Source organism: Methylobacterium sp. 190mf (assembly GCF_900107945.1).
Lineage (GTDB): Bacteria > Pseudomonadota > Alphaproteobacteria > Rhizobiales > Beijerinckiaceae > Methylobacterium.
This window is the reverse complement of record NZ_FNVI01000005.1, coordinates 209332-222357: the sequence shown is the minus strand read 5'-3', so window position 1 is coordinate 222357 and position 13026 is coordinate 209332. Positions and strand designations below refer to the sequence as shown.

Genomic DNA, 13026 nt, shown 5'->3' with positions numbered 1-13026 from the left:
ACCGCCGCTGGGGATACAAGGTCGACTTCGGCCGTCCGGCCGCTAGTCTCGCGCACGCCTCGCGTGATCGACCGGGCGCAGAGGTCTTTCCCGGCCAGGAAGGTGACGACCGCCTCGCATGTCTGAGACGCCAGAAACACCGCCCTCCGGGCCGAGTCCCCCGATCCGGGACGGCGCCCCGAGCGACATCACCGATCGCAAGAGCGACATCTTCTTCGCGGCCGTCGAGACGACGCGGATGCCGATGATCGTCACCGATCCGCGCCAGCCCGACAACCCGATCATCTTCGCCAACCGGGCGTTCCTGGCGATGACCGGCTACACGCCGGAAGAGCTGATCGGGCGCAACTGCCGCTTCCTCCAGGGTCCCGACACCGACCGCGAGAGCGTCGCGCAGGTCCGCGCGGCGATCGCCGAGAAGCGCGAGTTCGCCACCGAGATCCTGAACTACCGCAAGAACGGCTCGACTTTCTGGAACGCCCTGTTCGTCTCGCCGGTCTACAATGCCGACGGCGAGCTCGTGTACTACTTCGGCTCGCAGCTCGACGTCTCGCGCCGCCGCGACGCCGAGGAGGCGCTGGGCCAGGCCCAGAAGATGGAGGCGCTCGGCCAGCTCACCGGCGGCATCGCGCACGATTTCAACAACCTGCTGCAGGTGATCGTCGGCTACGTCGACATCCTGGCGGCCGGCCTGGAGAAGCCCGACGCCGACCGCGCGCGGCTCGGCCGCGCCACCGAGAACATCCGGCAGGCGGCCGAGCGCGCCACGACGCTGACGCAGCAATTGCTGGCCTTCGCCCGCAAGCAGCGGCTGGACGGCCGCGCGGTCAATCTCAACACCCTGATCGAGGGGATGGGCGAGATGGTCGCCCGCTCGGTGGGCGAGGCCGTGAAGGTCGAACTCGACCTCGCGCCCGATCTCTGGAACTGCCGCGTCGACCCGACCCAGGCCGAGGTCGCGATCTTGAACGTGCTGATCAACGCTCGCGACGCGATGCCGGAGGGCGGCACCGTCCGGATCTCCACCGAGAACAGCGAGATCGCCGCGCGCGGCCGGGAGATCGGGCCGCTGCGCGACGGCCGCTACGTCAGCATCGCCATCAGGGACAGCGGCACCGGCATCCCGCCCGCCGTGCTCGCCCGGGTGATGGACCCGTTCTTCACCACCAAGGAGGAGGGCAAGGGGACGGGTCTCGGCCTGTCGATGGTCTACGGCTTCGCCAAGCAGTCGGGCGGCGCCGCGCAGATCGAGTCGGCGGTGGGGTCCGGCACGACGGTGCGCCTGTCGTTCCCAGCGACCGACGGCGACGTCAACGCCCCCGCGAAGGTCTCGCTGCGGGCCGTGGACCGCCAGGGCACCGAGACGATCCTGATCGTCGACGACCGCGAGGACGTGGCCGAACTCGCCCGCACCATCCTGCGGGACTTCGGCTACACGACGCTGGTCGCGAGCAATGCCCGCGAGGCGCTGGAGATCCTGGACTCGAGCGGGAAGGTCGATCTGCTCTTCACCGACCTGATCATGCCGGGGGGCATGAACGGTGTGCTCCTGGCCCGCGAGGCCCGGCGCCGCCAGCCCAAGCTCAAGGTGCTGCTCGCCACGGGCTACGCGGAGGCGAGCCTGGAGCGAACCGATATCGGCGGCTCGGAGTTTGATCTCCTGAACAAGCCCTACCGGCGCACGGAGCTGGTCCGCCGCGTGCGCGCGATCCTCGACGGTCCGACCGGGGTGGGCTGAGCTTCGGGAGACGGCCCATGTCCCAGGGCGACAAGTCGAAATACACCGACAAGCAGAAGCGCAAGGCCGAGCACATCGCCGACTCGTACGAGTCCCGCGGCGTGCCGGAGAAGGAGGCGGAGGCCCGGGCCTGGGCCACCGTCAACAAGGACGACGGCGGCGGCAAGAAGCCGGGCGGCTCGGGCCGCGGCAAGGCCACCGGTCACCCGGCCGCCCACAAGGGCGGCGCGTCCGGCGGCAAGGCCTCGGCCGGACGCACGGCCGCGGAGCGCTCCGCCTCCGCCAAGAAGGCCGCCGCGACCCGCAAGGCCAACGCCGCCGCGCGGGCCTGACCGCCCGTCGCGAGCCGGACCGCCGGCCTCCGTGCCGGTGCGGGGCCGATCTCAGTCCCGCCGCTCGGCGAGCTTGACCAGCGCGTGCAGCAGCCGGTTCGCCGGCGTCGGGATTCCGTGCGCCGCGCCCCGGCGCACGATGGTGCCGTTGAGGTGGTCGATCTCGCTCGGCCGGCCGCGGGCCAGGTCCTGGGCGGTGGACGAGCGCTGTCCGGCCATGGCGGTGCTGAGCGCCATCACGTCGTCGAGGATGCCGGGCGACACGGACACACCCTCGGCCTCCGCGACGCGCGCGCATTCCTGGACGACGTCCGCGATGACCGCGGCCACGCCCTCGCCCTCCACCAGGCGGCCGTAGGGCAGCTGCGTCAGGGCCGACAGGGCGTTGTAGGCGCAGTTGATGATCAGCTTCGCCCAGAGCGCGTCGACGGCCTTCGCCGAGACGGTGGTCGGGATGCCGGCCGCCGCGAACGCGGCGGCGACGTGCCCGCTCGTCTCGGACGCGCCGAGGATCAGGTCGCCGCGCCCGTTGTGCCGGACGTGGCCGGGGCCGGCCATCGCGGTGGCGACGTAGACCGCCACCGGCACCACCGGCCGGCCCAGCACGGCGGCGAGCCGCTCGGCGTTGTCGACGCCGTTCTGGAGGCTGAGGACCGTGGCGGCCGGATCGAGGTGGTGGGCGATCATCGCGCCCGCCGCCTCGGTGTCGCCCGACTTCACGCAGACCAGCACGAGGTCGGCGCCCGACACTCCCGCCCCCGTATCGGTCGCCCGGACGGGCACGGAGGCCGTCCCGGCCGCGCTCTCCAGCACGAGACCGTCCTTCTCGACCGCCTCGACCAGGGCGGGACGGCCGATCAGCGTCACCGCGTGGCCGGCCCGCGCCAGGAGGAACCCGTAGTAGCAGCCGACCGCGCCGGCCCCCACGACGGCGACGGTCATGGCGGGGCTCACGGCGGCGCTCACGGTGCCACCGCCGCGGCGCGCTCGGGGTGGAAGGGCGCGGCGCCCGCGTCGGCCGCGCGGACATGCTCGAGCAGCGCCTGGGCCGGGTGCCGCAGCCGCACGCCGTCGATAAGCTTGGCCTGCGAGCGGCAGGAATAGCCGTCCGCCAGCAGGGTGCAGCCGGGCGCCTCGGCGACGTGGCGGGCCCAGCTCAGGCCGTAGATCGCCTCGGAGGTGGCGCGGTGGCGCGCCTCGTGACCGTAGGTCCCCGCCATGCCGCAGCAGCCGGCGGCCGGCACCTCAAGCCGCAGGCCGAGATGGGCGAACACGACCTGCCAGTCCCGCACCGCGCCCGGCGCGTTGGTGCGCTCGGTGCAGTGGGGCAGCAGCCGCATCGTGCGCCCGCCCTGCCCCGGCGCGATCCGGTCGAGCCGGGCGGCGAGCCATTCCTGCAGGAGCTGGACCTTCGGGAGATCGCCGCCCAGCGCCTGCGCGTACTCGGACCGGTAGGTCAGCGTCATCGACGGGTCGATCCCGACCAGGGGCACGCCGTGCCCGGCGAGGTCGCGCAGCAGCGCGGCGTTCGAGCGGGCGACGGCGGCGAACCGCGCCAGGAAGCCGTGTACGTGCAGCGGCTTGCCGTTCGGCCGGTAGGGCACCAGCCAGGGCCGGAAGCCGAGGGCGGCGAGGAGGTCGCAGCTGTCGGCCACGACTTCCGCGTCGAAGTGGCTGGTGAAGGCGTCCTGCACCACCAGCACGGACCGCGCGCGCTCCTGCGGGTCCAGCCGGGCCAGGGCGTCCGGAGTCGAGACGGCGACGCCGCGTTCCGCCAGCCGCGCCGTGAGGTCGACGGGCGACAGGGCCGGGATCGCCACCAGCCCGGCCCGGGCCAGGATCAGCCGGGCCAGCGGGTTGGCGAGGACCGCGTTGCTCAAGCGCGGCGCCCGCGCCGCCAGCGGCAGCAGCGGCTCCAGCGCCGCCACGAGATGGTCCTTCAGCGGCCGCGCGTAGCGCGTGTGGTAGAGCGCCAGGAACTTCGCCCGGAAGGTCGGCACATCGACCTTGATCGGGCAGGACCCCGTGCAGGACTTGCAGGCGAGGCAGCCGTCCATCGCCTCCTTGACGGCGTGGGAGAAGTCGTCGGCCTCGGACCGGCCGCGGAGGCGGCTCCGCAGGGTCGCCGCCACGTCGGAGAGCCACCCGGCGGGCTGCCGCGCCAGCTCGGCGGCCGGGTCGATCCCGGCCTCCGCGGCGCGGCGCAGCCACTCGCGCATCAGCGAGGCGCGGCCCTTGGGGGAGTGGCGCCGCTCCCGCGTCGCCTTCCAGGACGGGCACATGGCCTCGTCCGCGTCGAAGCTGAAGCAGGCGCCGTTGCCGTTGCAGTGGAGCGCTTCGTCGAAATCCTCCCGGACCGGCGCCGGGATGGTGCGGTCCCGCTCGCCCCGGCGCGGCACGCCGTCGATCCGGGTCAGGCCCGCACCCATGGCCGAGGCGATCTTGCCCGGGTTCATCCGGTCGTCCGGGTCGAAGGCGCGCTTGACCGCCTCCAGCGCGGGCATCAGCGGCCCGAACGTCGCCGGCACGAATTCCGACCGGAAGCCCTTGCCGTGCTCGCCCCAGAGCAGGCCGCCGTACTTGGCGGTGAGCGCGACCACCCCCTCCGTGACCTCGCGGATCAGGCCGTTCTGCGCCGGGTCCTTGAGGTCGATGGCCGGCCGCACGTGCAGCACGCCGGCATCGACGTGGCCGAACATGCCGTAGCGCAGCCCCTTGCCGTCGAGGAGCGCGCGGAACTCCGCGATGTAGTCGGCGAGCCGCTCCGGCGGGACCGCCGTGTCCTCGACGAACGGGATCGGGCGCGCGTCGCCCTTGGCGGCGCCGAGCAGGCCCACCGCCTTCTTCCGCATGGTCCAGAGCCGCTCGATCGCGTCGCCCCGGGCGATGGTGAAGCCGGTGCGCCTCGTGTCGGTGCCGCGCTCGGCCTCCAGCGTCCCGGTGAGCCGCGCGAGGGCCGCCTCCACGGTCGCGGCGTCGTCGCCGACGAACTCCACGAGGTTGATGCCGTCCACCGGCCGCCCGGCCGGATCGTCGGGGAAGAAGGCCCGCACCTCGGCCCAGATCGGGTCCTTGCGGGCCAGCGCCAGGACCGTGGAATCGATCGTCTCCACCGAGGCGGCGCCGAACGGCAGCAGCGCCTGCGCGTCGCGCAGCGCCGCGTCGAAGTCGATGTACGAGAGCGCGATCAGCACGGCGGCCTTGGGGATCGGCAGCACGTTCAGCCGCGCCTCGGCGATCAGCGCCAGCGTGCCCTCGGAGCCGCAGATCACGCTCTTGAGGTCGAACCGGCCGCCCGCGTCGCGCAGATGCGCGAGGTCGTAGCCGGTGAGGCAGCGGTTGAGCTTGGGGAAGCGCTCGGCGATGAGCGCGGCGTTCTCGGTGACGACGGCGTCGACGGTGCGGTGGATGGCGCCGACGCGGTCGTCGCGGCCCTTGGCGGCGTCGAGCCCGGCCGGGTCCAAGGGCTCGGCGGTCCAGACCGTGCCGTCGGTGAGCACGCAGGTCAGCGCGAGGACGTGGTCCCGGGTCTTGCCGTAGAGGCACGAGCCCTGCCCGCAGGCATCGGTCGAGATCATCCCGCCGATCGTGGCGCGGTTCGAGGTGGAGAGCTCCGGCGCGAAGAACAGGCCGTGCTTGGCGAGCTCCCGGTTGAGCTGGTCCTTCACCACCCCCGGCTCGACCCGGACGACGCGGTTCGCGACGTCGATCTCCAGGATGCGGTTCATGTGCCGCGAGGTGTCGACCACGAGGCCGTGGCCCAGCGACTGGCCGTTGGTGCCGGTCGCCCCGCCCCGGGGCCGGATCACGATCTCGGCGAAGCGCGGATCCGCGAGGAGCTTGGCGACGCGCACGAGGTCGTCGCGGGTGCGCGGAAAGGCCACGGCCCCCGGCGCCACCTGGTAGATCGAGTTGTCGGTGGAGAAGACCGTGCGGTCGGCGTCCGAGAGCGTCAGGTCGCCCTCGAAGCCGCGCAGGCGCAGCTCGGCGCAGGCCGCGGCGTAGAGCGGCACGGCCTCGGTGTGGCGGGTCAGGACCGGGATCATCCGCGCCTTCTACACCCGGCGGATCGCGGGAGACCATCGGCGGCGGGACGGGGCGCGCTGGCATCCGGCTTGCCACGCACCCGCGACCTCCTGCGACCTCCCGCAATCTCCGGAACGGATGCCCATGAACGCGAGCCTCGAACGGGTCAGGGACGCCCTGGCCGAGCTGATCAAGGCCGCCCTCCTCTCGGACGACGGCCTGAGCGACGCCTGCCGCGCGGCCGGCCGCGCCAGGCTCGCCGCCCTCGCGGGCGATCTGCCCGAGCCCGAGAGCCTGCGGATGGACGGCGCCTGGACGCTCGCCGTCCAGGCGGCGGAGAGCCCGGAACTCGCGCCGCTAGAGGGACGGGTGAACCTGACCCTGCCGCGCGCCTGCCCCTTCACCCTGGACGAGCTCCTCGCACCCGGCCTCGACGTGGATCAGGCCGTGGCGCGCATCCGCAAGAGTGCCTCGACCGGCTGATCGCGCCTGTTGAGGAGTGCCGGCACGGCGTTGCCGCGCGCGGGCCGGACACCCATGTTAGCCTCACAGGACCGACGCCTCGGTCCCGCGCCCGCACGCGGGTCCCGTCTATCGCAGAACTCTCCGGCACCCCCCTTTTGGCACGACGCACCACCGCCCCGGCGGCCGAGCCCGCCGCTCCGCAGCCCTTCCCCACCCGTGAGCAGATCCTCGCCTTCGTGGCCGAGTCGAAGGAGCGCGTCGGCAAGCGGGAGATCGCCAAGGCCTTCGGCATCAAGGGGGCCGCCAAGATCGACCTGAAGCGCGTCCTCAAGGAGATCGAGGAGGACGGCGCCCTCGACCGCGGCCGCGGCGGCCTCGCCCCGGCGGGTCACCTGCCGCCGGTCGTGCTGGCCGACATCCGCTCCCGCGACCGTCACGGCGATTTCCTGGCGGTCCCGGTGGAGTGGACCGGCACCGGCAAGCCGCCCGCCATCGTGCTGACGCAGCCCCGCGGCCCCCGGAAGGGCAACCGCCCGGCCCCGGGCATCGGCGACCGCGCCCTGATCCGGGTCGAGCGCGACGCGGAGGGCGGCTACACCGGCCGGGTCGTCAAGGTCATCGGGAAGAACAAGGCCGAGATCATCGGTGTCTACCGGGCCGGCGCGCAGGGCGGCCGGATCGTGCCCGTCGAGAAGCGCGCGCAGGGCCGCGAGATCCTGATCCCGCCCGGCGAGGAGGGGCAGGCCCGCGACGGCGACCTCGTCAGCGTCTCGCTGGAGCGCGAGACCCGGTTCGGCCTGCCGAAGGGGCGTGTGCGGGAGCGGCTCGGCTCGCTCGGTTCCGAGAAGGCGGTGAGCCTGATCGCCCTGCACCTCCACAACATCCCGCACGTCTTCGCCGACGCGACGCTGGCGGAGGCGGATTCCGCCAAGCCCGCCACCCTGAAGGGCCGCGAGGACTGGCGCGACCGGCCGCTCGTGACCATCGACCCGCCGGACGCCAAGGACCACGACGACGCCGTCATGGCCGAGGCCGATCCCGACCCGGCCAATCCCGGCGGCTTCGTCCTCACCGTCGCCATCGCGGACGTGGCCGCCTATGTCCGGCCGGGCTCCAGCCTCGACCGGGAGGCGCTGGAGCGGGGCAACTCGGTCTACTTCCCCGACCGGGTCGTGCCGATGCTGCCCGAGCGGATCTCGAACGACCTCTGCTCGCTCCGCGAGGGCGAGGACCGGCCGGCGCTGGCGGTGCGGATGGTCATCGCCGCCGACGGCGAGAAGCGCCGCCACGGGTTCCACCGGGTGATGATGCGCTCCCGCGCCAAGCTCGCCTACGCGCAGGCGCAGGCCGCCATCGACGGGCAGCCGGACGACGCGACCGGGCCGCTGCTGGAGACGGCGCTCCGCCCCCTCTGGGCGGCCTACGCGGCCCTGCGCGCGGCCCGCGACCGCCGCGGGCCCCTGGCCCTCGACCTGCCCGAGCGCAAGGTCGTCCTGAGCCCCGAGGGCGCGGTCGACCGGGTGATCGTGCCGGAGCGCCTCGACGCCCACCGGCTGATCGAGGAGTTCATGATCCAGGCGAACGTCGCCGCCGCCGAGACCCTGGAGCAGGCGCGCCAGCCGCTGATCTACCGCGTCCACGACGAGCCCGCCCTGGAGAAGATGCGGGCGCTCGGCGAGGTCCTGGCCTCGGTCGGCATCAAGCTGCCCAAGGAGGGGGCGCTGCGCCCCGCCCTGTTCAACCGGATCCTCGCCACGGCGGCCGAGACCGAGCACGGGGTCTTCCTCAACGAGGTGATCCTGCGCAGCCAGGCCCAGGCCGTCTACGCCCCGGAGAATCTCGGGCATTTCGGCCTGAACCTGCGCCGCTACGCGCACTTCACCTCGCCGATCCGGCGCTACGCCGACCTGATCGTGCACCGGGCGCTGATCACCGCCTGCCGGCTCGGCTCGGACGGGCTCGCGAGCGACATCTCCCTCGGCGAGCTGGCGCAGATCGGCGAGCAGATCTCGGCGGCCGAGCGCCGCGCCATGGCGGCCGAGCGCGAGACGATCGACCGGCTCATCGCCCACCACCTCGCCGACCAGGTCGGCGCGACCTTCGCGGGCCAGATCGCCGGCGTCACCCGGGCCGGCCTGTTCATCAAGCTCGACGAGACCGGCGCGGACGGCTTCGTGCCGGTCTCCCAGCTCGGCGCGGACTATTTCCGCCACGAGGAGGGCCGCCACGCCCTGGTCGGCGAGCGCACCGGCGAGACGTTCCGCCTCGGGGACCGGGTCGAGGTGCGGCTCGTGGAGGCCGCGCCGGTGGCCGGGGCGCTGCGCTTCGAGCTGCTCAGCGAGGGCCGGACCCGCTCCGGCGCCCGGTCCGCCGGGCCGGGGAAGAAGTCCGGCGGGCGGCCCTTCAAGGCCGCGCCGCCCGGCCGCCCCGCCGGCATCCGCAACACCGGGTCGCGCCACCGCGGCTCGCGCCGCTGACCCGGGCGGTGTAGAGCCAGGGCATGGCCGCCGACGCGATTCCCGAGCGCACCCGCCTGATCCCCGCGATGGCCCGCGGCTTCGTCGGCCGCTGCCCGCATTGCGGCCAGGGCCGGATCTTCGGCCGCTTCCTCAAGGTGCGGCCGGAATGCGACGTCTGCGGCCTGGAGTTGCACCACCACCGGGCCGACGACCTGCCGCCCTACGTGGTGATCTTCATCGTCGCCCACATCGTCGGCTACCTGATCCTGGAGACCGAGAGCGCCTACGACGTGCCGCTCTGGGTCGAGATGGGCGTGTGGCCGGTCTTCACCCTCGTCTTCGCGCTGGCCCTGCTCCAGCCCGTGAAGGGCGCCGTCGTCGGGCTGCAATACGCCCTTGGCATGCACGGCTTCGCCACGCTACCGCGGAGCCGCCCCGCAGCGGGGCTTGAGGAGACGCGCCTTGCCGGAGCCGCAGCGGGAGCCCCCGATCGTCACAGCTCCTGAGCGGAAGCCCGCCGCGGCGCGCCTGCGGCCGCGCGACGCCGCGACCATGATCGTGATCGACCGGCGCGGACGGGGCGGCCCGAAGGTCCTGATGGGCCGGCGCAACCCCAACCTCGCCTTCATGCCGGGCAAGTTCGTCTTCCCGGGCGGCCGGATCGAGCTCGGCGACCGCCACATGCCGGTGGCCGGGGCGCTCCCGGACTACGCCGAGGCGGCGCTGACCCGGCAGGTGTCCCGGCCCCCGCACCATCTCGGCCGGGCGCTGGCGCTCGCCGCGATCCGCGAGACCTACGAGGAGACCGGTCTGCTCCTCGGCACGACCGAGCACGGTGCGCCCGAGGACGTCCCGGCGGGCTGGGAGGGGTTCGCCCGGCACGGCGTCCTGCCCGACCTCGAGGCGCTGCACCTCGTCGCCCGCGCGATCACCCCACCGAAGCGCGTTCGCCGCTTCGACACGCGCTTCTTCACCGTCGACCGCCGGATGGTGGCGGCCGAGGAGCCGGGGCGGGTCGAGGCCGACGCCGAGTTCACCGAACTTGCCTGGGTGCAGCTCGACGCGGCCCGCAAGCTCGACCTGCCCTACATCACCCGCGCGATCCTCGACGAGCTGGAGGCGCAGATCGCCGTCGATTTCGCGCCCTACCGGATGATCCCCTTCCATTACGAGCGCTACGGGCGGCGCGAACGGGTGGCCTTGTGAGCGGTCCGGACGGATTGCAGGACGGGCGGCGGGGGATCAGTTCGGAGGACGTGGCGGCGATCTCGGCGGCCGTGACCTGCGTCACCGTCGTCGGCATCGGGCTCAGCCTGTCGATCCCGCTCCTCTCGATCGAGATGGAGCGGCGCGGCGCGTCGAGCACGCTGATCGGGCTCAACACCGCGGTGGCGGGCATCGCCAGCATCTGCACGGTGCCGTTCGTGCCGCGCCTCGCCGCGCGGGTCGGCGTCGCCCCGCTGCTCGGCCTGGCGCTCCTCGTCGGGGCGATCAGCCTCGCGCTGTTCCCGATGCTGCCGGGCATCGCCCTGTGGTTCCCCCTGCGCTTCGTCTTCTCGGCAACGCTCGGGGCGCTGTTCGTCCTCTCCGAGTACTGGATCAACGCCGCCGCCCCGCCGGAGCGGCGCGGCCTGGTGATGGGCATCTACGCCACCGTGCTGGCGGCGGGCTTCGCGGTCGGACCGCTGCTGCTGGCCCTGGTCGGGACCGAGGGGCTGGCGCCCTACGCGACGGGGGCCGCCCTCATGCTGGCCGGCGGCCTGCCCATCGCGCTGGCCCGCGGCCTGTTGCCGACGATCGAGACGGGCTCCGGCCGCGGCATCCTCGGCTACGTCCGGCTCGCCCCCGGCGCCCTGGCGGCGGCCCTGGCCTACGGGGCGGTGGAGACCGGCATCTTCGCCATCCTGCCGCTCTACGGCCTGCGCCTCGGCTACGACGCGCAAGGGGCGGCCGGCCTCGTCAGCCTGATCGCGCTGGGCAACGTGCTGTTCCAGATCCCGTTCGGCTGGCTCGCCGACCGCCTCGACCGGGGCGCGGTGCTTCTCGGCGCGGGCCTCGCGGGGGCGGCGGGCTCGGCCCTGATCCCGCTCGCGGCCGGACATCCGGCGGCGTTCGGCCTGCTGCTCCTCGTCTGGGGCGGCATCGCCGGCACCCTCTACACGGTCGGCCTCGCGATGCTGGGCGACCGCACGCCGCCGAACGACCTCGCGGGCGCCAACGCGGCCTTCGTGGTGCTCTACAATGTCGGGCTGATGCTGGGGCCGCCGGTGATCGGCGGCGGGCTCGATCTGGTGCCGCCGAACGGGTTCGCGCTGGCGCTGCTCGCCCTGTTCCTGGCCTTCGCGGGCTGGCTCGCCGTCACGGAGCGCCGGCGCGTCCGCTCTTGACCTGTCGGGCCTGATCGGGCATTCACCCGCCCGTATTCGGCCGGGCTCTCCCGGCCATTTGCGTTTCGCTCACGCGGAATGCCGCACCCTGCAGGAGCGCCGCGCCATGGCCAAGGCCGTCACCGTCAAGATCAAGCTCGTCTCCACCGCCGACACGGGCTATTTCTACGTCACCAAGAAGAACTCCCGCACGCAGACCGAGAAGCTGACGATGCGCAAGTACGACCCGGTCGCGCGCAAGCACGTCGATTTCAAGGAAACCAAGATCAAGTAAGGCCGCGGGCCGCTTCGCGGCCTGACCGCCCACGGGAAGCCGCTCCGGAGACGGGGCGGCTTTTTCCTTGCCCGGCGCGTTCCCGCGCACGGCGTCGCCGGGATCTCCCGAACCGCGACCTGACCGGCCGACAGCCCGGCGCCAGCACGACTCGTTAACCGTCGCTCGTCCCGGACGCTGCCCGACCCGCCGGCCGATCACCGGCCCGCGTTCTCGGCCAGCTCGGCGGTTGGAGGGCGGGTTCGATGCAGCGGATCCTGCTGGCGATTCTCATCACCGCGGCAATCCTCGCGCTCTGGCGCGTCCTGACGCTGCCGGTGTACGCGCTCCGGGCGACCCGCGGCTTGCTCGCGGAACGCCGCGTTCCGGCCCGCGCCCGGAGCCGACCGCTCAGGAAGGGCCCGGCGCGGCCAGATCCGGATCGAGCGTCCGTGCCAGGGACCGCGCGATAGCCACGAGCGCCGTCACCATCGGCGTGGACGGCTCGCGCCGCGGGGCGACGAGGCCGATCGTGTGCTCCAGGTCGGGTGCGGTGATCGGGATCGTGCGCACGCCCTCCATGGGGCCCAGGGCGTCGACCAGGATCTCCGGCATGATCGAGGCCCAGCGCAGGGTGCGCACGTGGGTCAGCAGCACGATCATCGAGTTCGACTCGAGGGTCGCGGCGGGATCCGCACCCGCCTCGCGGATCTGCTGGTCGATGATCCGCCGGTTCTGCATGTTCGGCGTGAGCAGGCAGAGGGGCAGGCGGCTGGTCTCGGCCCAGGTGACGCTGGTGCGACCCTCGAAGGGCCCGCCGATCGCCGTCACGAGGCGGTAGCGCTCCCGGTAGAGCGGGACGGAGATCACCCGCCCGAGGGGCTCGTTGTCGAGGTAGGTCAGGCCCGCATCCGCCTCCAGGTTCTCGATCAGCGAGAAGATGTCGGCGGAGGTGGCCGATTCGACCGTCAGCCGCACGTCCGGGTGCCGCTCGCGGTAGGGCGTCGTGAGGTTCACGATCATCGGCAGCGCCGTCGGGATCGCCGCGATGCGGAGATGGCCGGTCAGGCCCCGGCGCAGGCCCGTGACCTCCTCGTGCATGGCCCGCGCGTCGGCCACGATGCGCCGCGCCCATTCGAGGACCCGCTCGCCCTCGGGGGTGAAGCCCTGGAAGCGGGAGCCGCGCAGCACGAGCTGCACGCCGAACCGGTTCTCCAGCTGCTTCACGCCGGCCGAGAGAGTCTGCTGAGTCACGCCGCAGGCTTCGGCGGCGTGCCCGAAATGCTGCTCGCGGGCGAGCGCGAGCAGGAAGTCCAGCTTGTCGATCACGACGAAGGCATCCCGGCACGGCGAGGCGCCGGAAACC

11 protein-coding genes are annotated in these 13026 nt (G+C 73.2%); 8 read left to right on the top strand and 3 right to left on the bottom strand.

Annotation, left to right across the window (positions count from 1 at the left end; genetic code table 11):
- The first annotated feature begins 118 nt into the window (after positions 1–118).
- Both C4T42_RS08110 and C4T42_RS08105 read left to right on the top strand, forming a co-directional pair.
- On the top strand, positions 119–1738 hold the full coding sequence (locus C4T42_RS08110) for a hybrid sensor histidine kinase/response regulator (protein WP_020092559.1): 1620 nt from the start codon (positions 119–121) through the stop codon (positions 1736–1738).
- Positions 1739–1755: 17 nt separating this feature from the next.
- Entirely contained in the window at positions 1756–2070 is a 315-nt protein-coding gene (locus C4T42_RS08105) for a hypothetical protein (RefSeq protein WP_020092560.1), read from the top strand.
- A 51-nt stretch (positions 2071–2121) separates the two neighbouring features.
- On the opposite strand, the gene C4T42_RS08100 is transcribed toward C4T42_RS08105, so the two are convergent.
- Both C4T42_RS08100 and C4T42_RS08095 read right to left on the bottom strand, forming a co-directional pair.
- Positions 2122–3012, bottom strand: coding sequence for a 2-dehydropantoate 2-reductase (locus tag C4T42_RS08100; protein ID WP_026604834.1), 891 nt, complete (start codon positions 3010–3012; stop codon positions 2122–2124).
- A 20-nt stretch (positions 3013–3032) separates the two neighbouring features.
- Positions 3033–6116, bottom strand: coding sequence for an FAD-binding and (Fe-S)-binding domain-containing protein (locus C4T42_RS08095; protein WP_020092562.1), 3084 nt, complete (start codon positions 6114–6116; stop codon positions 3033–3035).
- Positions 6117–6240: 124 nt separating this feature from the next.
- On the opposite strand from C4T42_RS08095, the gene C4T42_RS08090 reads away from it, so the two are divergent.
- The 6 genes from C4T42_RS08090 (at position 6241) to rpmG (ending at position 11681) form a co-directional block, all read left to right on the top strand.
- Positions 6241–6579: a hypothetical protein gene (locus tag C4T42_RS08090; RefSeq protein WP_020092563.1), complete on the top strand. Its 339-nt coding sequence runs from the start codon at positions 6241–6243 to the stop codon at positions 6577–6579.
- A 137-nt stretch (positions 6580–6716) separates the two neighbouring features.
- Entirely contained in the window at positions 6717–9038 is a 2322-nt protein-coding gene (gene rnr, locus C4T42_RS08085; RefSeq protein ID WP_103984974.1) for a ribonuclease R, read from the top strand.
- Between the two features lie 23 nt (positions 9039–9061).
- On the top strand, positions 9062–9526 hold the full coding sequence (locus tag C4T42_RS08080; protein WP_042674345.1) for a DUF983 domain-containing protein: 465 nt from the start codon (positions 9062–9064) through the stop codon (positions 9524–9526).
- Positions 9483–10226: an NUDIX domain-containing protein gene (locus C4T42_RS08075; RefSeq protein ID WP_042674347.1), complete on the top strand. Its 744-nt coding sequence runs from the start codon at positions 9483–9485 to the stop codon at positions 10224–10226. Before C4T42_RS08080 ends, C4T42_RS08075 begins: the two co-directional genes overlap by 44 nt.
- Positions 10223–11407 (top strand): MFS transporter, encoded by a 1185-nt coding sequence (locus C4T42_RS08070; protein ID WP_244603186.1) that lies wholly within the window; start codon positions 10223–10225, stop codon positions 11405–11407. Before C4T42_RS08075 ends, C4T42_RS08070 begins: the two co-directional genes overlap by 4 nt.
- A 106-nt stretch (positions 11408–11513) precedes the next feature.
- A complete protein-coding gene (gene rpmG / locus C4T42_RS08065; protein ID WP_020092568.1) occupies positions 11514–11681 on the top strand; it encodes a 50S ribosomal protein L33 in 168 nt (55 codons plus the stop codon).
- Positions 11682–12071: 390 nt separating this feature from the next.
- On the opposite strand, the gene C4T42_RS08060 is transcribed toward rpmG, so the two are convergent.
- Positions 12072–12989: a LysR family transcriptional regulator gene (locus tag C4T42_RS08060; RefSeq protein WP_020092569.1), complete on the bottom strand. Its 918-nt coding sequence runs from the start codon at positions 12987–12989 to the stop codon at positions 12072–12074.
- Between the last annotated feature and the right edge of the window lie 37 nt (positions 12990–13026).

What these genes read in the sequence shown, in the direction of transcription:
- C4T42_RS08105 (WP_020092560.1), top strand. Translation starts at nt 1,756, where the DNA reads ATGTCCCAGGGCGACAAGTCGAAATACACCGACAAGCAGAAGCGCAAG.
- C4T42_RS08095 (WP_020092562.1), bottom strand. Translation starts at nt 6,116, where the DNA reads ATGATCCCGGTCCTGACCCGCCACACCGAGGCCGTGCCGCTCTACGCC.
- C4T42_RS08090 (WP_020092563.1), top strand. Translation starts at nt 6,241, where the DNA reads ATGAACGCGAGCCTCGAACGGGTCAGGGACGCCCTGGCCGAGCTGATC.
- rpmG (WP_020092568.1), top strand. Translation starts at nt 11,514, where the DNA reads ATGGCCAAGGCCGTCACCGTCAAGATCAAGCTCGTCTCCACCGCCGAC.
- C4T42_RS08110 (WP_020092559.1), top strand. Translation starts at nt 119, where the DNA reads ATGTCTGAGACGCCAGAAACACCGCCCTCCGGGCCGAGTCCCCCGATC.
- C4T42_RS08100 (WP_026604834.1), bottom strand. Translation starts at nt 3,012, where the DNA reads ATGACCGTCGCCGTCGTGGGGGCCGGCGCGGTCGGCTGCTACTACGGG.
- C4T42_RS08080 (WP_042674345.1), top strand. Translation starts at nt 9,062, where the DNA reads ATGGCCGCCGACGCGATTCCCGAGCGCACCCGCCTGATCCCCGCGATG.